We start from the raw sequence: 22,439 nt of genomic DNA, 5'->3' as shown, positions 1-22,439 counted from the left end.
CGGCGCGCGGGGCCTCAGAATCACCTTACTCCCGTCGCGGCTGCGCGGCATGCCCGAGGGCACACGACAATGCTACGGAGGCATTGGACCATGAACGGACTGCTGAAGCTGTCGATCGCGATGGCGCTGGCCCTCTACGCAGGGGTCGCCGCTGCCGACAAGCCCGACACCCTGACGATCGGCATTACGGGGTTCCTGTCGGGCCCGGCTTCGGTGTTCGGCGAACCGGCCAAGGCCGCCTCCGAGATCCTGCTGGATGACCTCAACCGCGAAGGCGGCATCGGCGGGGTGCCGGTCACTGCCATCTGGGTGGATGAGGGAGCCGGCGGCGAGCACGTGCTGTCCGAGTACCGCCGGCTCGTGCAGGACGTCGGCGTCGATGCGATGTTCGCCTCGATCTCCAGCGGCAACTGCAAGAAGGTGGCGCCGCTGGCAGAGGATCTTCAGATCCTCAACATCATGTGGGACTGCGGCACCCAGAAGATCTTCGAGGAGAATTCGTACCGGTATGTCTTTCGGACCCAGGCGAATGCGACGCCGGAAATGCTGTCGACCCTTCTGTACCTTCTGAAGACCAAGCCCGAGTTCGAATCGATCGCTGTGGTCAACCAAGACTACGCGTGGGGACGGGACAGCTGGCATATCTTTTCGACGGCTCTGAAACAGTTGAAGCCGGGCGTCAGGGTCGTTGCCGAGCTGTTCCCGAAGTTCGGGGCCCCGGATTTCTCGACCGAGATCAGCCGTCTGTTGGCCCTGCGGCCCGACGTCATCCTGTCGACTTCCTGGGGCGGCGACCTCGACAATTTCGTCAGGCAGTCGGTGCAACGAGGCCTGACGGAGCGCAGCACGTTCGTGCTGCCCCTGATGGAAAGCTCGCTGCAACGCATCGGCCTCGACATGCCGGAGGGCGTGATCGTGGGCGGACGCGGAGACCACTATTTCCTGCATCCCGAGTTCCGTCATGATCCCGATTTCCAGGCGTTCATCGAGCGTTACAAGGCAAAGACCGGCGAATACCCGATCTACCCGGTGTTCCACATTGCGCAGGCGCTGTCGGCACTGAAGGGCGCATACGAGAAGGCCATCGCCGCCAACGACGGCGCCTGGCCGAGCAAGGAACAGGTCGTTGATGCCATGGAGGGCCTGGAGTTCCGCGGGCTTGGCCGGACGGTGCACATCCGCGAGGACCACCAGGGCGTGGAGGACCAGATGATCGGTGTAACCCGGCGTGACCCGGCGTACGAATTCGCCGTCATGGACCACATGATGATCTTCCCGGGCTCGGCGATCACGACGCCCGCGGGCATGGAATCCACTGCTTGGTTGGAGACGCTGTCGGACAGCATCCTGGACCTGCCCGTCCAGACCTACCGGCACGCCGAATGATCGCACTGCGCGGCTGACGGTTCGCGAGGGGCCACAACCGGATGGACCCGATCCTGCTCCTGCTGGCCACGCTTGACGGCATCGCCTACGCGGCCCTGGTGTTCCTGGTCGCCGTTGGCCTGACGCTGATCTTCGGCGTGATGCGCATCCTGAACGTCGCCCACGGAGCCTTCTACGCGATCGGTGGATACGCCGCTGCCAGCCTGGTGCTCTCCATCAGCGATGCGGACTTCAGCCCCTGGCTGAGCTTTCCGGCCCTGCTGGTCTCGGCGGCGGGGATCGGGGCGGCGCTCGGGCTGGTGATCGAGCGCTTCCTGCTGCGCCACATCTACGCGAAGGAAGAGGTCCTGCAACTCCTCGTGACGTTTGCCGCCTTCATGATCCTCGAAGACGTGCAGCGTCTGGTCTGGGGGGTGCAGCCATATTCGGCCAGCGATCCCGTGCGGCTCCTTGGCACCGTCGACGTGATGGGCATTCCCTACAACGCGTACCAGATCATCCTGCTGCCCGTGATCGCCGTCCTGGTGCTCCTTGGACTGCGCTGGTTCCTGCGCCGGACGCTCAGCGGCAAGGTCATTACTGCCGTCACCGAAGACCGGGAAACAGCGATCGCCATGGGCATCGACGCCCGCAAGGTGTTCACGGTCACGTTTGTCATCGGTGCCATCCTCGCCGCACTTGGCGGGGCCCTGGCCTCGCCTACCACGGCCATTCAGCTGGGTCTCGGCGCGGAGATGATCGTCCTGTCGTTTGCCGTCGTTGCCACGGCGGGCCTCGGCCAGGTCGAGGGAGCTGCCCTCACCGCGTTGCTGATTGGCCTGGGTCGCTCCTTCGCCGTGTACTTGGTTCCGGAACTCGACGTCCTGATTCCCTACATGATCATGGTCCTGGTGCTGCTCTTCCGCCCGCAGGGACTGTTCGGGGTCGCGGAAAAGCGAAGGATCTGACGTGCGGATCGTGCGCTCCTTGCCTGCCGTCCTGGTCCTGGTGGTGGCCGTGCTGCCACTGGCGGTTCCGTGGCTGAAGATCGTGTTGACGGTGGCGCTCGCGAAGGGACTCGCGGTCCTCGGCGTCGTGGTTCTGCTGCGGGCCGGACAGGTCTCGTTCGGCCACGCGATGTTCTTCGCCGCAAGCGCCTACAGCGCCGCGTTCCTGATGCGGGGCTTCGCCGGCGCGGATCTTGTCGTGCTGCTGCTGGCCGGAATGATCTGCTCGGGGATGATGGGCGCCATCATCGGCCTGTTCGTGGTGCGGTACCGCTACATCTTCTTCGGGATGCTCAACCTAGCGTTCTCGATGGTGCTCTATGCCCTTCTCGAGAAGATGTTCCACATTACGGGTGGCAGCGACGGGATGGTGGTTGGACGGCCAACGTACCTTGGACTGGAACTCGCCCGAACGTCCTTCGAGACCGCCCTCTTCTACACATCACTGGGCCTTGCCGGAGCGGCCTGCTGGTTCGTACACCGTTTCCTGCGTTCGCCGCTGGGCGAGGCGCTGAGCGCAATCCGGACCAATGAGACGCGCCTCGAGTACCTGGGCATCTCGGCCCGATGGATCCTGCTGATCGCGTACGTGCTGTCAGCCGTACTGGCGGGTCTCGGAGGGTCCATCATTGCCGTGAATCAGGGCGTGGTCACTCCTGACCTCGGGTACTGGATCCGTTCCGGCGAGTTTGTCTTCATCGCCATTCTCGGGGGCTCGGGTCACGTGCTCGGCGCGTTTGCCGGCGCGCTGGTGTACGAACTCGTGCGGTTCTATGCCGCTGCGATGGCGGCCGACGTCTGGCAAATGATCCTCGGTTTCGTTCTGCTTGGGATCATCCTGTTCGCCTCCCGGGGCATCGTTGGCCTCTACCGCGACCTTGCCGCCATCACCCCGCGGCCGCGCAGCTACCGGGAGCCAGTGCGGTGAGCCGCACCCTGCTGGAGGCCAGCAACCTGCACATCAGCTTCGGCGGTGTGACGGCGGCCGACGGCATCGATCTCGACGTGTTCAACGGGGAACGGCTGGCGATCATCGGCCCTAACGGCGCCGGCAAGACGACGTTCCTCAACATCTGCACGGGATATCTCACACCGTCCGCCGGCAGTGTCCAGTTCAGGGGGCGCGACATCACGGCGTTGGCGCCGCGTGCAATCACGCGGATGGGAATCGCCAGGGCGTTTCAAACGCCACAGCTCTTCCACGACCAGCGAGTCATCGACAACCTGTTGCTGGCCGCCGCCGCTCGCGAGCGAGCATGGAACCCGTTCCGGCCGCTCCACGACCTCCCCGAACGCGACGAGATGTTGGACTTGCTGGAGCTCTTCGGCCTCGCAGAACTGTCTACGCAGATGACCAACGAGCTTCCGGAAGGCAACCGGAAGCTCGTCGACATTGCCGTGGCGCTGGCGCTGCGACCCCAGTTGCTGCTGATGGATGAGCCCACCAGCGGCGTCAGTTCACTGGAGAAGTTCCGGATCATGGACCTGCTGGTGAAGGCGCTCGCGGTCCAGGGCGTGACCTCGGTCTTCGTCGAGCACGACATGGAAATGGTGAAACGCTATGCCGATCGCGTGGCTGTCTGGAGTGCCGGCCGCATCCAATCGGTCGGCCCGCCGGAACAGGTTCTGGCCGACCCGTCCGTGATGCGCGACGTTATCGGGATCTGATCGATGCTCTCGCTCGAACGCGTGAACGTCCACGTCGAGGCGATGCATGTTCTGCGTGACGTGACGTTTGGAGTGGAACCGGGCTCCACCGTTGCGCTGATCGGCCGGAATGGTGCGGGCAAGACCACGACGCTCCGAAGCGTCATGGGCCTCATCGCCAAGTCGAGCGGCACCATCTCGTTCGCAGGGACCGACATGGACGATGTGCCGCCGCACCGCCGGCCCGCCTTGGGCATTGGCTACGCGCCCGAGGACCGGCGCCTGTTCTCCTCCTTCAACGTGGAAGAAAACATCCTCCTCCCGGCCCGGGTTGCGCGTGCCGACGGCGCCGAGATGATCGAGAACCTCGAGCGCGTGTACGAGACGGTTCCAGAGCTGAAGGAGCTTCGGCACAGACCGGCGGGCTCAGTGAGCGGCGGACAAGGCAAGATGGTAGCCCTAGGCCGGGCGTTGATGATCGGGACCCGGCTGGTGCTCCTCGATGAACCGTTCCAGGGACTGGCCCCTGCCCTCGCGCGTCGCTACGGAGATGCCCTCCGAAGACTTCGGGAGCGCGAACGCGAACTCTCGCTCGTGATCACCGAATCGAATCCTGCCCTGCTCGCTGGACTGGCGGACGCTACGTTTCTGATCGAACGCGGCGAGGTTGCGCCCGCCGAGTCCGTCCCGGATCACGCTGGCTAGGCCCGCGCAATTCGTTCAGGTTGCCGATCTGCTTGCAGACAGCCGGGTGCTGGACTGGATCCTGTCGTCGCACTGCTTGAATGATCTTGGCGAAGGGAAGAACGTACCCGAATGCCCGCTGGTGCGGAGGTACTGCTGCCCGCCGCTTCGGATGCACGTACCAAGCCGGCCTAAAGCAGTTTTGGACCGGGGCGCCGCACCGCCAACTCACGAAGACGGATGCGGACAGCCTTCAGGGCGACCGCACGAGGCGTACCTGCACCGCCCTGCTCCCCGAACGTCAATCCTGCGGCTCCAGCAGTTCCTCCAGCGCGTACAGCGTCTTTTGCGGGAACCGTTCCCGCGGGTAGTAGCGAGTGACGACCTCGAGCGCCTTCTGATAGTCCGTGAGGTTAAGGATGCGCAGGAGGAAGCGCACGTCATCCTCGTCGTGAAATCCTTCGCCAAGCCGCATGGCAAGGCACTTCATCGCGAGCAGATATTCCGGACTTGCGGTCAGCACGTGCAGGTTGCTCAGTTCGAGGTACGGTTGGAAGTCTTCGTGGGCGCTCAAGTACGTCTTGACCGCGTCGTTGAGCCAGTCGCCTTGGAGTCCTGCGGCGGTGGCGACCGCCTGCGCGGCCTCGCGTACCTCCCGCGCGGGGCGGAAGAATGCGTCGATGTCCCGCGTCGAAGCGCGCGCGTCGAACACGAGGCACATGACAGCACCGCCCACCACATACACTTCCCCGGTGATCGACCGGCGCGCAAGTTCCTCGTTTAAGCGATTAAATAAGATCTCAATATCTCGCTTGGAGTATTCCACTACACCCTCTGTCCAACGCTGCTGTCGATGAAGAGATTCCGGCGCCGGAACGGAGGCGGGGAATGAGTCAGGAGATATAACCGCAGGCTCTTCAGGGGAGAGGCGAACCAAGGTGTGTCGAGCCCCCTGACCGCTCCCGTCCAGCGCGGCGGATTGACCCCCTGGATTGCAGCCGCCTGCTCGACCATCGCCGCCAGATAGCTTGCCTCAAACGGAGCGAGGCGAGCTTCCGGCGCGTGGCCTACCGCCCGCTTGTACTCGCTTGCGGTCAGCCTGATGAACCAATCCTGAAATTCCGCAATCGTGAAGGAGCGCGCATTAGGGCGCGTCGCCAGCTCCCGGCAAAGCATCTGGAACTTCTGTTCCACAGGTGGAAGCACCTCCTGCAGGACCCATTTGGATACATCCATTCCTGCGCGTGCAGCACGGGCGCCAATGCGCGCCTTGTCCTCCGCACTGATCCGGATCTGAAGTTGTTGGGTCTTGCTCACGTAAGTCACCTTGACTTCTTCCCATCAAATGTCAATACTTTGTATTGACATTTGATGTTTTGACGAATGCCGTCCTTTGCCCGTGCCGGAAGCTCGGATCGCGCACCGCTGAACGTCACGGGCGTGGAGGAAGCCCAGCCGTGAACTCACGCTAGTTGCTCATTCCAGATAACGCGCCTGCGCAACCCGCCGCCGACCCTCGTTTACCCGCACAGTCGTTCAAACCCACACGGCCACTAGGTGTCAGGACCTGCCGCCCCTGGACCTCCGCCCGGATCGCCCGCCAGTTCCTGCTCCATCGTCCGCCGCATAGCGGGCTTGCGCGCCTTACCGGTGACGGTCAGCGGGAACGAGTCCACAAACCGCCAGATTCGAGGGATCTTGTAGCGCGCGATCGCGCCGTCGCAAAACGCCCTCAGCTGCGCCTCATCGAGCGCACCCCCCTCATGCGGGATGATCCAGGCGCAGACTTCTTCACCGTACCTGGGATCCGGAACCCCGAAGACCTGAACATCGCGAACACCGGGGTGGCGGTGCAGGAAATCCTCGATTTCGCGCGGATAGATGTTCTCGCCGCCCCGAATCACCATATCGCTGGCGCGGCCCACGATCCGCCCGTAGCCCGCCCAATCGATGACGCCGAGGTCGCCGGTGTGCATCCATCCTTCCGCATCGATCGCGGCTGACGTCGCCATCGGGTCATCCCAGTAGCCCTTCATGACCACGTATCCCCGTATCAGGATCTCGCCCACGGTGTCGCATGCAACCGTCCGTCCCTCGCCGTCGACGACCTTCGCCTCGACGTGCGGATGCACCCGTCCAATCGTCCCCACCCGGCGGTCCGGCGGATCGTCCCTCGCCGTCTGGAAGGTCACTGGGCTGGTCTCGGTCATGCCGAAGCAGATCGTGACCTCGGGCATGTGCAGTTCTTCGAGGAGACGCCGCATCAATTCCGCTGGACAAGGTGCTCCCGCCATGATTCCCGTCCGCAGACGATCAAGGTTGCGGTCGGGTCGCGACGGGTCCTCCAGCATGGCCACATACATGGTGGGAACCCCGTACAGCGCCGTGCAGCGCTCGCCTTCCACCGCATCGAGCACGGCGCCCGCGTCGAAGCGCTCGCCCGGGAACACCAGGCAGGACCCGGCCGTGGCGGCGGCGAGGCTACCCATCACCATGCCGAAGCAGTGATAGAGCGGAACCGGAACGCAGATCCGGTCATCCGGTCCGAGATCAAGCACCGCGGCCGTCTGTCGGGCGTTGTTGATGATGTTGTGATGGCTGAGCGTGGCCCCTTTCGGCCGGCCGGTCGTGCCGCTAGTGAACTGGATGTTGATCGGGTCGGAGGGCTCCTGAGCGGCCGCCAGCCGTTCGAGATGCGCGCCATCGGCAGGCGCCGCGGCTAGGTCGTCGAAACGGAGCATTCCCGCTTCGCCCTGCTCCCCCAGGTGGATCACGAACTCGAGGTCCGGCAGCGCCGGAGGGTCCGGCCGGACGACCGGGGGATCGCCCAGACCCGGTACGAGCGACCGCACGATTCCCGTGAAATCGGTGCCGCGGCTTTGGCGCGCCAGCACCAGCGCGCGCATGCCGACCAGGGTGAGCGCGTGCCGCAACTCGTCGGCCTGATAGGCGGGATTGACCGTCACCAGGATCAGCCCGGCGCGGGCGCTCGCAAACTGCACCAGCAGCCATTCAGGGCGGTTCGGCGACCAGATGCCGATCCGGTCCCCGGGGTTCAGCCCCAGCTCCAGGAGGCCCGTCGCCAGCTGATCGACCGCAGCAGCAAACACGCGGTACGTCCATCGCTGGCCGGCCTCCGGAAAGACCGCGAACTCACGATCCGGCCACCGCTTGGCGGCCCGAGTCAGTGTCTCGGCGACGGTCTGGTCGAGTAGCGGGGGCTGCAACCACCCCTGCACGGCGGCGCGGTCCGCCACCGGAGTCCGCGGGTCCGATGGAGCATCCATCATCCGGGCGCTCCAGATGCGTGCACCACGGGCATCCGCCGCACGGACGAGCGGAGGTGCCGGTAGTCAAGCGTGTCATGATTCACCGGATTGAGACCGGGTGCGTCCGCGACCACCACCGCCCTGGCATGGGCGAAGTCGGCGCGGAAGTGGACCGAGCTCTTCACGATGACGACCCGTTGCGCATCGGGCTCGATTCCAACGTGCCGAAACATCGATCGGTCAGCTGCCTGCATCCGCCTGGATGCGACCGCCACCGCCACGCGGCCGCAGCGCAAGGCGGCCATCGGCCCGAGGTCCATGCGCGATCCGCCGAACATCGGACCAGTCGCGGTAAAGCGTCCATCCCCGAGGGCGGTCACGCGAGCCGCACCCACGTAGGGCCGGCCGTCGCTGCGTCCGCCGAGGGACACGGTGATCTCCGCTCCGATCCCGGCCTCGGCGGCCCGGGCCGCGGTGTCAGGATCGGCCAGCACGCCGACCGCGACACCATCGGCATCCGACGCGACCGCTGCCGACAGCAGCGCGGTGGTATCCCCCGCCCCTCCGGCTCCGGGATTGTCTCGCGTGTCGGCGACGACGACGGGGCCGCCCGCCCGGCGGGCAATGCGAAGAGCCTCATCCACGGCGGATCGTGGCGGGTACAGCGTGACGGCAAATTCCGGCTCTACCGCCTCCAGCCGGCGCATGACAGCGGCAACCGCCTGGCGCGCCGCCGGCTCGGTCTCGGCGTAGCTGAAGACGCTGGGTCCCGTTTCCCAGGTGTCCGCCGGTGGAAATCCCATCGCCAGCGAGGTCGTATACACGGACGGTCCCTCGCGGTCACCCAATCGGGCATACAACCGCCGGCCAGGCTCGGCATCCGTGGACTGGCAAACCAGCGGCACCAGGAACGGGCTCCGTCCCAGCGCCTTGGCCGGTTGGCGACCGTCACGGATTCCGGGGAGTACGGCCTTGAGCACCGCATAGGTCCGTCGGCCGGTCGCCGCCATGTCGACGTGGGGATAGGTACGGAACGCCACGAGCGCATCGCTCGCGTCCAGCATCGCGCCGCTGACGTTGGCATGGAGATCCAGACTCGCAACCACCGCCGTCGATGCGTCCACCTCGGCACGCACCGCCGCCAGGACTGCACCATCGCCATCCCGTTCGTGCTCCGCCACCATCGCCCCGTGGAGGTCGAGGTACACGGCATCGACCGGCCCGGCGGCCCGCAGGCGTTCCAGCATCCGCGTCAGGATGGCGTCGTGGGCTTCCCGCGTGACCGGCCCGGAGGGGACCGCCGAGCACCACAGCAGCGGCAGCACTTCGGCACCGTCCAGCCGCGCAGCTTCCAGGAAGCCGGCGGCGGGGAGATTGCTACCGGCAAGCGCCGGCGGCAGCTCACTGCCGGTGACCAACGGCGGCCATCCGTCCGCCTCGGCAAATCGCTCCATCGTCGCAGGGCGCGGCGAGAACGTGTTGGTCTCGTGGATGAAACCGGCGACGGCTACGCGCATTACCGGTCTTCGTGCACGACCAGCTTCACCCGCCTGCCCACCGCCGGCAGCTCGCCCGGCCGCAGACCGTTCAGGAGCTCGAACCAGTGTTGCGGGCTTCGATCGATATCCATGCGCGCGACGAGCGATGCCAGCGTATCCGAGGCCGATACCGTTGTGACACGAACGACCCGCGGCCGCGCCGCCTGCCGGTCTCGCTCATCGAACCGCCGGAAGCTGAGGGCAGTCTCCCGAATGTCGGCCAGCCGGGCCAGGCTCACGGACAACGGAACGATGTACCGGAACCGGCACACGAGTTTGCTTGCGCACTCGATGACCAGCGTCCGAAATTCGAAGCGATGACCACTGCGTTCCGGATTGCGGACCGCGGTTGCGGCATGCATCCCGTCGAGTCTCAGCAGTTCGACCTCGCGACTTCCGCTCGGCAGGTAGCTCGCGATTCCCATCCCCCACTGGTTCACCATCTCGTCATAGACAATGAGTGTCCCGTCCATGGCCCGGGCGGTCACCCGGCCGGGTTCGCGTCGAATGTGAAAGCCTTCGGGCATCGTGAAGCGGACTTCTGTGCCGCCAAGCAGGACCAGCTGACCTCGCACCATCCCAACCTGCGGCCGGCTGCCGAAGTGAAGACCGTCGATACGGTCAAGGAACCCGTCTCCCGCTGTCCGGCCCGGCCCGGCGCCCAACCGGCGAGAGAGAATCACGGCCCGGCTCACGCGCTCCGGCGTACTGGGGTGTGAGGACAGCGCTCCGTGGTGTGACCCGGTGTCGGTGCCCACGAGCGCGGCATGCGCCTCGTTCGCCTCGAGCATCCGGACAACGGCCGCGGGGTCCAGCCCGGCCTCATGCAGATAGCCGATGGCGAGCGCATCTGCCTCGAACTCGTCCTGCTGGCTGTACCGCGCAAGGATCCCGGCTTGCCCGGGCCGCGGCGGGAAGCTCCAGGAGCCATCCGGAGCAGGATCGTCGCTGGAAACCCGCGACCTCTCGTCGACCGCGGCAATGCGCGCGTGGCGCGCTCGCGCATGGTGAGCGACCACGTGGGCGATCTCGTGGGCCAGCACGGCGGCCAGCTCTGACTGGTTTCGGGCAAGCGCGACCAGGCCCCGGGTCAGATAGACATACCCGCCGGGAAGTGCGAACCCGTTGACCGCCGGCGTGTCCAGTACGGTAAAGGTCCATCGCTGGTCGCTGTATTCCGACTGGCGGGCAAGCAGCGTCCCGAGTTCACCGATGTATGCATGGAGAGCCGGATCGCCCCGGTACACCCCGCCGAAGGCAGCCAGCAGCCTGGGATGCTCCCGTTCCCCGATGATCCGGTCCTCCCGCGGAAATCCGTGGGCTGTCCCGGCGGACGCGACTAGGCACCCGGCCACCAGAAGGCTCGCCCATGTGCGCGCGACAACGGTTGCTTCGGCGGGCATCATTCTCGAAAGTCGACAGGCTGTAAGGAAAACCGTGAGGTTACCCTATCGAGCGGCTTCACTGTCGTCAGTTGCCAGTGGTGCCGCCCGGGTTCCGACTGGCAACGAAACGCGCCTGAAGCCATTTGATTCGGCGTGGCTGTCCGGGCATTGCTCGGTGGTGCCGCTGGCCGGACCCGCCGATACTGGCCGCGCGTACGAACTCGGGTGCCGTCGCGGGAACCGCCGTGCCGGACCTTGCGTGTGAACATCAATCAGGAACGCTCGACATGGAAGCCGACGACTTGATCCAAGCGTATGGACTCATCCCTCATCCCGAGGGGGGCCATTACCGCGAGACCTACCGCGACCACACCAAGGCTGGCAAGCGCGGCGCCTTGACGGTGATCTACTACCTGCTCAAGGCGGGCGAGATATCCGCTTGGCACCGCATCGACGCCACCGAAATCTGGCACTTCTACGCGGGCGATCCGCTGCAGCTCGAGCTCTCTTCCGACGGGCAGCAGATCGTGCGGCCGCGCCTCGGTTTTGGCGACGGCGCGGAGCCTCACGTCCCCGTTCCGGCAGGCACCTGGCAAAGTGCTCGATCGGAAGGAGCATGGACGCTGGCGGGATGTACCGTGGCACCGGCGTTCGAGTTCACTGGTTTGGAGCTGGCACCGGCAAACTGGCGCCCCGGAGACGCGTAGTCGGCACAATCCGCTGGAAGCAGGCAGTCGCGCGGCGTGGGACCGCTCGGCACAGGCGGCGGGACGTCCGTCGGCGTTGACCGGCAGACGAATTCTCAGGGTACGGGTATGCCCGAGCGCAGCGCGGCACAGTACGCGTTCGCGAGCGCCGGCGGCAACAATGCGTCCGGACGCCGGCAGCGACGGCTACCCCGGAATGGAGGTTCGAAGTGATGAGTGCATGGATGTACCTGACGGCTGCCATTGTGCTTGAGGTGGTCGGCACGATCTTGCTGAAGCTGTCAGACGGCTTCGAGAAGTGGGAATGGGGCGTTCTGTCGATCGTCTGCTACAGCTGTTGCTTCCTGGTGTTCGCCCCCGCACTCAAGGTCATTCCGGTGGGCGTCGCGTACGCCCTGTGGGCCGGGATCGGCATCCTAGCGGTGACGATGATCGGATTCGTGGTGTTCCGGGAGCAGCTCGGATTCGTCCAGCTGGCCTGCATTGCGTTGATCGCCATCGGTGCCGTCGGACTGCGTCTGACGACGACGGCGGCTGCCTGACCGGCGGGCAACCGGCACATTCCGCGCAGCGCCCAGCGGCCGAAAATACGGCGAGAAGGAATGCGCTTGTCGGCCAAGATCCGTCGGCCGGTCGGCAGGAACTCGCCGCCCCCTGGGTTTGCCGGCTTGCTATGGGCCGTTCGTGCCCGCGCCGGTCGAGGCAAGCAACGATCACATAATTGAAGCAAACTGGCGACGTCGACCCCTTCCGGAATTGCTCGAGCTGCACCATGGCTACAGACACACGCAACGAAGCGAACGCTGTGCGCATCAATCTCTACAGCGACACCCAGACGCGCCCGACTCCCGAGATGCGCGAGGTGATGGCGGCAGCGCCGGTCGGCGACGAGCAAACATTCGACGATCCGAGCGTGAACGCGCTCTGCGAGCGCGTGGCGGCGTTGCTGGGCAAGGAAGCCGCAGTCTTCTTCCCGTCGGGCACGATGTGCAACGAGATCGCGATTCGGGTCCACTGCCGCCCGGGCGACGAGGTCATCGCCGAAGCGTCCTGCCACATCCTCAACTTCGAGGGCGGGGGTCCCGCGGCCCTATCCGGCGTCCAGATCGCTCCTCTCCCGGGCCAGCGGGGCGTCTTTTCCGCCGATCAGGCCCGGGCAGCAATCCGCGACACGCACCGCTACGCCCCGCGCTCCTCCCTGCTTGAGGTCGAGAACACCGCCAACATGGGTGGCGGCACCGTGTGGCCGCTGGCAGACGTCAGGGCGGTCACCGAGGTCGCCCGGACACACGGCCTCGCCACCCACCTGGACGGCGCTCGTCTGCCGAACGCTGTGGTCAAGTCGGGCGTGTCTGCCGCTGCGTATGCGGACGGCTTCGACAGCGCCTGGATCGACTTGAGCAAGGGGCTCGGCTGCCCTGTGGGGGCCGTTCTCGCCGGGTCCTCCTCGTTCATCGACGAAGCGTGGCGCTGGAAGCAGCGCATGGGGGGCGCCATGAGGCAAGCCGGCATCCTTGCAGCGGCCGGCCTCCATGCGCTGGACCACCACTGGGACCGCCTCGCGGAGGACCATGCCCACGCCGCGCTGCTGGCCGACGGACTGGCCGAACTGAAGGGCTTCGTGGTCGAACCGTGTGAGACCAACATCCTGTTCTTCGACGTGGGGAATACCGGACACACCGCCGCCGACATTGCGGCTCGTGCCAGCGCGGCGGGCCTGCGGATCGGCGCGATGGGAGCGACACGCATGCGCGCCGTGACGCACCTGGATGTAAGCCGGGCCAATTGCAAGGAGGCCGTCAGGATCCTTGCCGAGGTGACGGCGTGACGGCTCGCCAACCCTCGGCCGCACGCCGCCAGGGCTGACCGGAGGCGGCCGGGCGCTGAGAGCGAATCTGCCCACGCCAGGTCGCACGCCTGTCCATTTGGTTTTGAACGCTACAGGTTCCGGCCGGCGGGGCCCGTGCCTGGGCATCGGCGGCCGGAACCTGCGGCAACGCGGCCCGGCATCCGCCCGCCCGCATCGAACGATGAGACGTGGCAGTGGACGCCGCGGTGCAGCCAGCCTTGTTGATTGCGGCGCCAAGAGTGCGGATGATGGGCAGCAGACAACGGTAGCGGGACATGGCGATGGGCAAGGTTCTGGACACTGCAGCGCTCGCGCAGTTCCGTCGAGACGGGCTCTATGCGCCGGTGCAGGTTGCCTCCGGCGAGGAGGCACGGCGGCTGCGGGCGCAGCTTGAAGCGGGCGAGACCGATCATGGCGGGCCGTTCAAGGGGTCAGTGCGTTACAAGAGCCACCTCCTGTTCAAGTGGCTCTCCGACTTCATCCGGAAAAAGAGCGTGCTGGATCCGGTGGAAGACATCCTGGGTCCCAACATCATGGTCTGGTCCACGGATTGGTGGGTCAAGGAAGCGAACTCCCCGAGCTACGTCTCCTGGCATCAGGACAGCCAGTACTGGGGTCTCGACAGCAGCAAGCTGATTACCCTCTGGGTGGCGCTCTCGCCCTCCAACGTGGCCAGCGGCTGCATGCGCTACCTGCTGGGCTCGCACCTGGGGCCGGACCTCCCCCACCGCGAGACGTACCACGACGACAACATGCTCACGCGTGGCCAGGAAATCACGGAAGGCATTGATGAAACCAAGGCCGTGAATGTCGAGCTTGCCCCGGGGGAAGGCTCGATCTTCGCCTTCCGCATTGCTCACGCATCGCACCCCAACCGCTCCGCCGACCGCCGCATCGGCCTGGCGATCCGCTTCATTCCGCCGGACGCCCGACAGATGCGGTCCGACCACGACAGCGCCGCCCTCGTGCGGGGCGTTGACACGCACGGTCATTTCGAACTGGAGCCGGAGCCCGAATTCGACTTCGATCCCCTTGCCGTTGAATTCCACCGGTGGTCGGAAGAAGAACGACGGAAGATCCTCTACCACGGCACCGATTGGGAAACGCACCGGACCTGACGAACAGCAAAAGGCTGAACCGGCAGGCGGGGCCGACCGAAGCCGTCCACCCGCTGCCATAGTCTCAGTACGGGGCGGGCGCCGATCGGCGGTGACCCGGCAACCGCCAGCTTCGGCAACCGATGGTCCTAAAGGATTGATCGTCCCCACCGGGCAAGGGCAGGCAGGATGAGTCGATCAACGCGCGCTGGCGCCCTTCGCACGGGCGAGTTCGTCCCGCTCGCCGCGCTCCTGATGTCGCTGGTCGCGCTCGCGATCGACGCCATGCTGCCGGCTCTGCCGATGATCGGCCGCGACCTCGGCGTGCAGCGTCCGAACGATGTCCAGTTCGTGATCACGTCCCTGTTCTTCGGCCTCGGGCTGGGACAGGTGCTGTTCGGCCCCCTCTCGGATCGCATCGGGCGAAAACCGGCGATCTATGCCGGTCTCACCCTCTTCATGACGGGCTGCCTCGTGAGCATCTTCGCGTCCTCCTTCGAAGCGATGATCGCAGGGCGTGTCCTCCAGGGTGTGGGGGCGGCGGGGCCCCGGATCGTGACCATGGCCCTGGTCCGCGATCAGTTCAGCGGCCGGCAGATGGCCCGGCTCATGTCCTTCGTGATGGCGGTTTTTATCCTGGTCCCGGCACTCGCCCCGCTGCTCGGGCAGGGCATCCTCTGGCTGGGAAGCTGGCGCACGATCTTCACGACGTTCTTCGCGGTCGCCGCGGTGGCCTTCGCATGGATCACGTTGCGTCAGCCGGAAACTCTGCCCGTCGAACGCCGACGGCCCTTTTCCGTCCGCGCCATCGGCCAGGCGGTCGGCGAGATCATGAGAATTCGGACCTCGCTCGGGTACACCCTCGCATCGGGGCTCGTGTTTGCGCCGTTCGTCGCCTACCTCAGTTCCGCCCAGCAGATCTTTCAGGAGGCGTACCGGACCGGTGCGATGTTCGCGGTGTATTTCGGTGTCCTGGCGCTCGGCGTCGGCCTCGGCGGGATGGTCAATGGCCGCCTGGTCCTCCGGTATGGCATGCGACGCCTCTCAAAGACCGGCGCGGCCACCGTCGCGCTGACTTCCATGGTCGCCTGGATCGGCCTGTTCCAGTTCGACGGGCTACCGCCCCTCTGGCTCTTCATGGCGTACCTGTTCATCGTGTTCCTCTTTATCGGTCTCGTCTTCGGGAACCTCAACGCCCTTGCGATGGAACCGCTCGGGCATATTGCTGGCGTGGGTGCGGCGGTGGTGACGTCACTCTCCACCCTGATCTCCGTACCGCTCGGGAGCCTGATCGGTCAGGCCTTCGATGGAACCCTCTACACGCAGGTAGGCGCCCTCGCACTCTTCGGGAGCCTCACGCTCGGCGCCATGTTGTGGGCTGACCCCCCAAGCAGTGGCCGTCATGATTGATGAGACAGGGCGGCATCAAGCCCGCCCCCAAGCCGCGACACCTGCACGGTCTCGACATACATGTCGTGGCATGGGCAGGTCTTGAACTTGCGCCCAGATCAATTGATCAAGAGGTGGGATCTCTCCACGCTCGCCAAGATTGGCGCCGGGCACCGAGATTTCACCGGTCACGCATTGCGGGCGCAACACCCGCGTTCGCGAATTCGTACTGATCGGCCGAACAGCCTAAACGTGCTGACCGCCGTTGACGTGGATTTCCGTACCGCTGACGTAACTCGCCTGGGGCGAGCAGAGGTAGTAAATGGCAGCCGCAACTTCCTCGGCGGACCCAAGCCGGCGCATCGGAATATCGTTTGCAAGCTGCTCCGTACCCGGGGACAGGATCGCAGTGTCGATCTCCCCAGGTGCGATGGCGTTGACGCGGATCCCAAGGGGCCCAAAGTCCGCGGCCATCTCCCGCGTTAGGCATGCGAGTGCCGCCTTGGAAGTGGCGTAGGCGGTGCCCGCAAAGGGGTGCACGCGCCCGCCGGCGATCGACGTCACGTTCAGAATGCAACCCCTGCCGAAGCGCAATTCGTCCGCGAGTGCCCGCGCGAGCATGAGGGGGGCGAAGAAATTCACTTCGAAGACCTGGCGCCACACGGAAAGCTGCGTGTCTATGGCGCCGAGGCGTCTACCGTCCTCAGCCTTGGGAGAGATGCCGGCGTTATTGACGAGTGCGTGCAGCGGCTCCCCGTCGAGGCGCCTGCGCATCTCCTCGGCGCCTGCGTTGACGCTTGCCGGATCGCGGAGATCGACCACCACGTGGTCTTCCGGTCCGGCCTCCCACGGGCAGTCCTCCGAGAAGGGCTGTCGGGAACACGTGATGACCCGCCAGCCTGCGCTCGAGAACCGCTTTACGGTGGCGTGCCCAATGCCACGGCTGGCACCCGTGAGAACGAGGGTTCGACGCTCGCCCTGCTGCGCCACGATGTCACGCTCTGTGAACGATGCCATACATGTTGCGCGATTATCGACTCACGCATCACAGCCGTGCAAGTGGAGCCTGCGGTCAAGCGGTAGCAAAGAAGAACGAGGTCAACCGCCGAACCAGCATTGTCCGCAGTTCAGTACTGTTCGGTTCCTGTCCGTGAGCCAGTGCCGGACATGAACCATTGGCGCCCAGATCGTTTCGAGCCGCGCCGATGGCGGTCCATAGGGCGCCAACGGCACGGGCAGCTCTCGGAGACCCGACGTCATGACCGAATCCGTTCTGTGAGGTTTTAACGGCCTGCGCACCGGCGCTCGCGGTCAGGCACCCGCCTGATATCTCATCGCCCCCTCCACCGCTCTCATCGCTGCCGCCGCGCCCGGCTGGGCCGGCATCGTTTTCCCTTTGAAGACCTGGGTCGGCGGAAAGAATGCCATGCTTGCGCCCACCACCGCCGACCCGGCGATCTTCCTGTAACCGGTGCGCCATGAAACTCACCGCGGTCCGCTCGTTTCAATTCCAGCGCCTGAGCGCGGAAGCGTTGACGTGGCTGGTGACTGCGGCCCTGCTGGTGGCGGGCTCGCTGCTGCCCGAAGCCGATACCAGGATGCTGATCGCGCTGGGCTGGAATCTGCTCGCGCTATTGCCGGTGATCGCGGTCGCTGCCGTTCTCGCCGGCGCCCTGACTATCGGCAACTGGTCCGACCGAGCGCTCGCCTGGCTCTCGGGCGGCCCAACCCGTGCGGTCGTGATCGCGAGCTTCGTCGGGGCCGTCACCCCGGTCTGCGGTCTCGGCGTGCTTCCCCTCATTGCGACCCTCCTGCGCCGCGGCTTGCCGCTCCCGCCGATCATGGCGTTCTGGGTCGCATCTCCCATCACCGACCCGAGCATGCTGGTCGTCACCGCCGGCATCATCGGGACCCCGTTTGCCGTCGCGAAGACGGTCGCCGCGTTCGGGATTGGCTTGTTCGCGGGCGCGGTCACCTGGGCCCTGCCCGACTACCTGGGCGCCACCTGATGCGCCCCGGCCTGCTCGAGCAGTACGGCCGCGAAGTCCGACACGCCCGCTTCTGGCCAGAGGTCTGGGGCAGCGTCCGGCTGGTTCTGCGCTGGCTGGTCCTGGCGCTCGTCCTTGAGGCGTTCTTGCAACGTTTCGTACCCGCTGCGTGGGTGGCCTCGCTCTTCAGCGACGACGCGGGCGCCTCCATTCCAATGGCCGCGATCATCGGCGCGCCGATGTACTTGGACGGCTACGCGGCACTGCCCCTCGTGCGCGGGCTAATGGAGAAGGGGATGAGCTTCGGCGCCGCCCTAGCGCTGATGGTCTCCGGCGCCGCGGTGAGCCTCTACGTCGCGGTGGCGGTCGCCTCGATCGTCCGCATCCGCGTCTTCGTGCTTTATGTGGGAATTGCGATGTCCGGCGCCTGCGCGGCCGGTTACGTGGCCGCCTTGTTCGTCTAGATGCGCCAGCGGGTGATAGCGGTGAGCGGACGACCGGGCACTGCCGTCCACGGTCAGGCAAGACGCGGTATTGCCGCTGGCCCCGCCGTGGCTTCACGCTCCAACCGAACGAAGACGACCCTCCAGCTCAAGATGGTGGTCTCCCGTCCCTGCCGCCAGCCAGAGACCTCAATTCGAAGACACCCGCATTCAGTTTGGTGACTGATCCTCCATTTCCGGCTTGTCCAAGCTTGGGAGCACGAACCATTTATCATGTGATTACAGATTTTTATATGATTTATGTGATATCTTTTCCAGATTAGTTCCGGCGACCGTTACCCAAGCCTCCTGCTCCCATCGCTACTATCGAGGGACACAACACAGGCGGGGGCGATCAGCAACCATGCCGCAAAAGGCGATCGGATTCATCGGCCTCGGCAACATGGGGAGGCCGATAGCGGGAAACCTCGTCCAATCGGGGCAGGACACCATCGTGTACGACGCTGCCGGCACGGCAGCGCGGGCGCCGCAGGGCGCGCAAATTGCCGATTCCACTGAAGCGCTCGCAGGCGTGGTCGACGTGATTCACCTCTGTGTGCCTGACGGACGCGCCTCGGAAGCGATCGCCCGCGACATACGCGGCGCGACCGACCGCCAAACCCGGCTTGTCGTGGATCACTCGACCATTGGTACCGAGGCCGCCCAACGCGTGCACAGTTTCCTTGCTGGCGCCGGCATCGAGTACGTGGATGCGCCCGTCTCAGGCGGTGTGAGTGGCGCGGTGAACGCCACCCTGGCGATCATGTACTCGGGCTCAGAAGATACGTTGGCGCAGCTGCAGCCGACCTTCGAAGCCATGGCCGGCAACGTGTTTCGCGTGGGCAGCAGGCCCGGCCAGGGCCAGGCCATGAAGGTGCTCAACAACTTTCTTTCGGGCACCGCGATGGCGGCAACCGCCGAGGCTGTTGCGTTCGGCGTGAAGCAGGGTTTGGACATGAGGATGATCCTTGACGTCGTGAACGTGTCGAGCGGCCGCAACACTGCGACCGCCGACAAGTTCCCCAATCGGGTCGTGACAGGGACCTATGACGCAGGCTTCTCAAGTGCTCAGTTCGTCAAGGATCTCCGGCTCTACCGCAACGCGGCCGGCGCAATCGGCGCATCCTGCCCGATCAGTCCCGCGGTGTCGGAAATCTGGCAGAGCCTCGACGCCGACGAGCCGAACGCGGACATCACCCGCATCTACACGTTTGTACATCCCGAGGACGGCGAATAGTCGTTCTCCGCATTGCCGAGTCCGTGTTCGAATCCCTTCGGTCGCCCGCACGGCCCGCAAGGATCGCCGTAAGCCCGGCACACCTCCCCGGCCGCGGTTTCCGCCGAAACGGAGGCCCTGCAATCCTCGTCCATCTGGAAGTGCAACGCGGACCCGACCCCACCGACAACGGGCGACCGAAGGGCGGTGAAATTGCTGCTCGGCGGGCCGGCTTGGGCGCCCAACTCCCCTTGCACTAACATCCGCGTCGACCCGTGCGAGCGGCGCGGACCGACGGATGGCCCGTCGGAAGGTTGTTCCGGTACGGATGCACCGGAAGCTGACCATCAGCGGTCCGGCGTTTGCCTGAGTGCGACGACACGCATCACGGCAACGAGCGTCACATGGGTTCGACGGGAGCCAGACTCAGGCTGGGCGAACTTGGCGGAGCAGGACATGTCGCGACACGCCGAACCAGATCGGGGGCCCGGCCGGAGGACCAGGGTCACCACCAGTCACTGGGGTGCGATCGAGGTAACAACCAAGAACAACCGCGTGATTGCCGCTGGCCCCTTTTCGGAAGACCCGAATCCGCCGCCCATCTCCGACATTGTTCCCGCCGCCATCCACCACCGCACGCGGGTCGCTCGCCCGTCGGTCCGCAAGGGATGGCTGGACGGCGGCCCGGACCGCGCCCGTGGGCGCCGGGGGAAAGACGCGTTCGTCGAGCTTCCATGGGACGAGGCGCTGGATATTGCCGCCGCGGAACTTCGGCGGGTCCGGGACGAACACGGCAACGGCGCGATCTTCGGCGGCTCCTACGGCTGGGCAAGTGCCGGCCGTTTCCACCATGCCCTGAGCCAGGTCCACCGCTTCCTGAGCTCGATCGGCGGCTACGTCGCGTCGGTCGCGAGCTACAGCACGGCCGGCGCGCAGGCGATCATTCCGCACGTGTTCGGCATGCCGTTCCTCAAGTTGCTGTGGGGCTATCAGAATTCGTGGCCCATGATCGAAGCGCATACCGAGACCCTCGTGATGTTTGGCGGGATCAACCCGAAGAACTCGCAGGTCAGCATGGGCGGGGTCACGCGGCATCAGGCGCTCGGGTGGCTGGAACGCTATCGGGCGAAGGGCATTCACCTCGTCAACGTCGCCCCGCAACGCACGGACACGATCGCGGGTTCAGAGTGGCTGCCCGTCATTCCCGGCACCGATACCGCGCTGATGATGGGAATCGCCCACGTTCTGGAAACCGAGGGGCTCTTCGACCGGGCATTCCTCAGCCGGTGCGCGGTCGGCTACGACCGGTTCCGCCCGTACCTTCTCGGCGACGTGGACGGCCAGCCCAAGTCCCCGGAATGGGCAGCCGAGATCTGTGGAATCGAAGCCGAGACCATCCACGGCCTCGCTCGCAGGATGGCGAGAACCCGTACGTTGATCACCGTCGCATGGGCGCTGCAGCGGGGACAGCACGGAGAGCAGCCCTACTGGATGGCGGCGGTGCTGGCGGCGATGTTGGGACAGATCGGCCTGCCCGGCGGCGGCATCGGCTACGGCTACGGCGCCATCGGCGGTGTCGGGGTTCCGCTCAAGCGCCTGTCCGGTCTCAGGCTGCCGCAGGGAGATAATCCCGTCGACGATGCGATTCCCGTGGCTCGGATCGCCGACATGCTGCTCAATCCGGGTGGTCCATATGACTTCAACGGACAGAGCAGGACCTACCCGGATATCCGGCTGGTCTACTGGTGCGGCGGCAACCCGTTCCATCACCACCAGGACCTCCACCGGTTGAACCAGGCCTGGGAGCGGCCCGACACGATCATCGTCCATGAACCCTGGTGGACGGCCACGGCTAAGCGGGCTGACATCGTCTTTCCGGCCACGACTCCGTTCGAGCGCGAAGACATCGGGCGCTCGCCAAACGATGCCTACCTGTTTCACATGGACCGGCTGATTGAACCGGTAGGCGAAGCCCGTGACGACTATGAGATCTTCGTGGAGCTGGCGCATCGCCTGGGCCATGGCGAGGCGTTTTCGGAGGGCCGGACCGCCACCGACTGGCAGCGCCACCTCTACGACCGATTCCGTCAGGACGCGGCCCGCCACGGAGTCGAAACGCCGGGCCTTGACGAGCTACGCCAGCGGAACTGGGTTGAGCTTCCCATCGAAGGCGCCGAATTTGCGCCGGTTCCCCTGGCCGACTTCCGCGACGACCCGGCGACACATCCGCTTGACACGCCTTCCGGCCGAATCGAAATCTTCTCCGAAACGATTGCGGATTTCGGATATGACGAGTGCCCAGGCCACCCAGTTTGGAATGCTCCCGACGAATGGCTGGGCGCACCGTCCGCCGCGACCCACCCGCTCCATCTCGTGTCACCGCAACCGGGTGACAAGCTGCACAGCCAGATGGAGAGCGCCCTCGCCGACCTCGAGGGCGCTCGCCCGATGCCGGTCATCATGAATCCCGAGGACGCCCGGGCTCGTACGATCAGCGATGGGGACATGGTGATCGTCTTCAATGACCGAGGCCGATGTCGCGCCAGAGCCAGGCTTTCGGACGACATTCGGGAACGCGTGGTCGCCATATCCACAGGCGCCTGGTTTGACCCCGACGACGAAGACACCGACCGTCAGGGCAACCCGAACGTGCTCACGCGTGATATCGGCACGTCGCGCATCGGCCAGGGCTGCACCGCGCACACGACCCTGGTCGACGTCGCCAGGGCTTGAACCATTCGCATCGGGCGGTGCCAAGGCACCGCGTCAGGCTACAAGGTCGGAGCACTGCAACCGCCGTATGCGCCCTCAGCGGG

At 65.6% G+C, this 22,439-nt stretch carries 20 protein-coding genes; 14 read left to right on the top strand and 6 right to left on the bottom strand.

The genetic code is table 11. The annotated features are described in order from the left end of the window. The first annotated feature begins 90 nt into the window (after positions 1 to 90). The 5 genes from OXH60_03255 to OXH60_03235 are packed head-to-tail and all read left to right on the top strand — an operon-like array spanning position 91 to position 4,724. Positions 91 to 1,386, top strand: a complete 1,296-nt coding sequence (locus OXH60_03255; protein ID MDE0711132.1) for an ABC transporter substrate-binding protein — start codon at positions 91 to 93, stop codon at positions 1,384 to 1,386. Between the two features lie 41 nt (positions 1,387 to 1,427). Beyond that, complete coding sequence (locus OXH60_03250; protein ID MDE0711131.1) at positions 1,428 to 2,333, top strand: branched-chain amino acid ABC transporter permease; 906 nt, start codon at positions 1,428 to 1,430, stop codon at positions 2,331 to 2,333. Between the two features lie 19 nt (positions 2,334 to 2,352). After that, positions 2,353 to 3,300 (top strand): branched-chain amino acid ABC transporter permease, encoded by a 948-nt coding sequence (locus tag OXH60_03245; GenBank protein ID MDE0711130.1) that lies wholly within the window; start codon positions 2,353 to 2,355, stop codon positions 3,298 to 3,300. Continuing rightward, a complete protein-coding gene (locus OXH60_03240; protein ID MDE0711129.1) occupies positions 3,297 to 4,040 on the top strand; it encodes an ABC transporter ATP-binding protein in 744 nt (247 codons plus the stop codon). Before OXH60_03245 ends, OXH60_03240 begins: the two co-directional genes overlap by 4 nt. A gap of 3 nt (positions 4,041 to 4,043) precedes the next feature. After that, on the top strand, positions 4,044 to 4,724 hold the full coding sequence (locus OXH60_03235; protein MDE0711128.1) for an ATP-binding cassette domain-containing protein: 681 nt from the start codon (positions 4,044 to 4,046) through the stop codon (positions 4,722 to 4,724). 280 nt (positions 4,725 to 5,004) lie between these two features. Here OXH60_03235 and OXH60_03230 read toward each other — a convergent pair whose 3' ends face one another. The 5 genes from OXH60_03230 to OXH60_03210 all read right to left on the bottom strand — a co-directional run bounded on the left by OXH60_03230 (position 5,005) and on the right by OXH60_03210 (position 10,916). Further along, the gene (locus OXH60_03230) at positions 5,005 to 5,529 is read right to left on the bottom strand and encodes a DUF6036 family nucleotidyltransferase (GenBank protein ID MDE0711127.1); all 525 of its coding nucleotides are present in this window, start codon (positions 5,527 to 5,529) and stop codon (positions 5,005 to 5,007) included. Then, positions 5,529 to 6,029, bottom strand: a complete 501-nt coding sequence (locus OXH60_03225; protein ID MDE0711126.1) for a hypothetical protein — start codon at positions 6,027 to 6,029, stop codon at positions 5,529 to 5,531. Before OXH60_03225 ends, OXH60_03230 begins: the two co-directional genes overlap by 1 nt. A gap of 227 nt (positions 6,030 to 6,256) precedes the next feature. Continuing rightward, a complete protein-coding gene (locus OXH60_03220) occupies positions 6,257 to 7,993 on the bottom strand; it encodes an AMP-binding protein (GenBank protein ID MDE0711125.1) in 1,737 nt (578 codons plus the stop codon). After that, positions 7,990 to 9,489 carry a M81 family metallopeptidase gene (locus OXH60_03215; GenBank protein ID MDE0711124.1) on the bottom strand — a complete coding sequence of 500 codons (1,500 nt, stop codon included), beginning with the start codon at positions 9,487 to 9,489 and terminating at the stop codon, positions 7,990 to 7,992. Before OXH60_03215 ends, OXH60_03220 begins: the two co-directional genes overlap by 4 nt. Next, entirely contained in the window at positions 9,489 to 10,916 is a 1,428-nt protein-coding gene (locus OXH60_03210; protein MDE0711123.1) for a M48 family metalloprotease, read from the bottom strand. The genes OXH60_03215 and OXH60_03210 overlap by 1 nt, the downstream gene beginning before the upstream one ends. A gap of 266 nt (positions 10,917 to 11,182) precedes the next feature. Here OXH60_03210 and OXH60_03205 point away from each other — a divergent pair, with 266 nt between their 5' ends. From OXH60_03205 to OXH60_03185, 5 genes are all read left to right on the top strand, one after another. Continuing rightward, positions 11,183 to 11,602, top strand: a complete 420-nt coding sequence (locus OXH60_03205) for a cupin domain-containing protein (protein ID MDE0711122.1) — start codon at positions 11,183 to 11,185, stop codon at positions 11,600 to 11,602. Positions 11,603 to 11,814: 212 nt separating this feature from the next. Further along, positions 11,815 to 12,144, top strand: coding sequence for a multidrug efflux SMR transporter (locus tag OXH60_03200; GenBank protein ID MDE0711121.1), 330 nt, complete (start codon positions 11,815 to 11,817; stop codon positions 12,142 to 12,144). Between the two features lie 230 nt (positions 12,145 to 12,374). Then, complete coding sequence (locus tag OXH60_03195; protein ID MDE0711120.1) at positions 12,375 to 13,430, top strand: threonine aldolase family protein; 1,056 nt, start codon at positions 12,375 to 12,377, stop codon at positions 13,428 to 13,430. Between the two features lie 302 nt (positions 13,431 to 13,732). After that, positions 13,733 to 14,569, top strand: coding sequence for a phytanoyl-CoA dioxygenase family protein (locus tag OXH60_03190; GenBank protein MDE0711119.1), 837 nt, complete (start codon positions 13,733 to 13,735; stop codon positions 14,567 to 14,569). 168 nt (positions 14,570 to 14,737) lie between these two features. After that, a complete protein-coding gene (locus OXH60_03185; protein ID MDE0711118.1) occupies positions 14,738 to 15,958 on the top strand; it encodes a multidrug effflux MFS transporter in 1,221 nt (406 codons plus the stop codon). A gap of 225 nt (positions 15,959 to 16,183) precedes the next feature. On the opposite strand, the gene OXH60_03180 is transcribed toward OXH60_03185, so the two are convergent. Continuing rightward, on the bottom strand, positions 16,184 to 16,954 hold the full coding sequence (locus OXH60_03180; GenBank protein MDE0711117.1) for an SDR family NAD(P)-dependent oxidoreductase: 771 nt from the start codon (positions 16,952 to 16,954) through the stop codon (positions 16,184 to 16,186). A gap of 461 nt (positions 16,955 to 17,415) precedes the next feature. Here OXH60_03180 and OXH60_03175 point away from each other — a divergent pair, with 461 nt between their 5' ends. The 4 genes from OXH60_03175 (at position 17,416) to OXH60_03160 (ending at position 22,356) form a co-directional block, all read left to right on the top strand. Next, positions 17,416 to 17,946, top strand: coding sequence for a permease (locus OXH60_03175; GenBank protein ID MDE0711116.1), 531 nt, complete (start codon positions 17,416 to 17,418; stop codon positions 17,944 to 17,946). Next, a complete protein-coding gene (locus tag OXH60_03170) occupies positions 17,946 to 18,389 on the top strand; it encodes a permease (GenBank protein ID MDE0711115.1) in 444 nt (147 codons plus the stop codon). Before OXH60_03175 ends, OXH60_03170 begins: the two co-directional genes overlap by 1 nt. Positions 18,390 to 18,771: 382 nt before the next feature. Then, the gene (locus OXH60_03165) at positions 18,772 to 19,644 is read left to right on the top strand and encodes an NAD(P)-dependent oxidoreductase (protein MDE0711114.1); all 873 of its coding nucleotides are present in this window, start codon (positions 18,772 to 18,774) and stop codon (positions 19,642 to 19,644) included. Between the two features lie 435 nt (positions 19,645 to 20,079). Continuing rightward, on the top strand, positions 20,080 to 22,356 hold the full coding sequence (locus OXH60_03160) for a molybdopterin-dependent oxidoreductase (GenBank protein ID MDE0711113.1): 2,277 nt from the start codon (positions 20,080 to 20,082) through the stop codon (positions 22,354 to 22,356). Positions 22,357 to 22,439 lie beyond the last annotated feature (83 nt).

The organism is Rhodospirillales bacterium, assembly GCA_028824295.1.
Lineage (GTDB): Bacteria > Pseudomonadota > Alphaproteobacteria > TMED109 > TMED109 > VXPW01.
The sequence above is the reverse complement of the archived record's forward strand: the minus strand, read 5'-3'. Positions and strand labels throughout refer to the sequence as shown.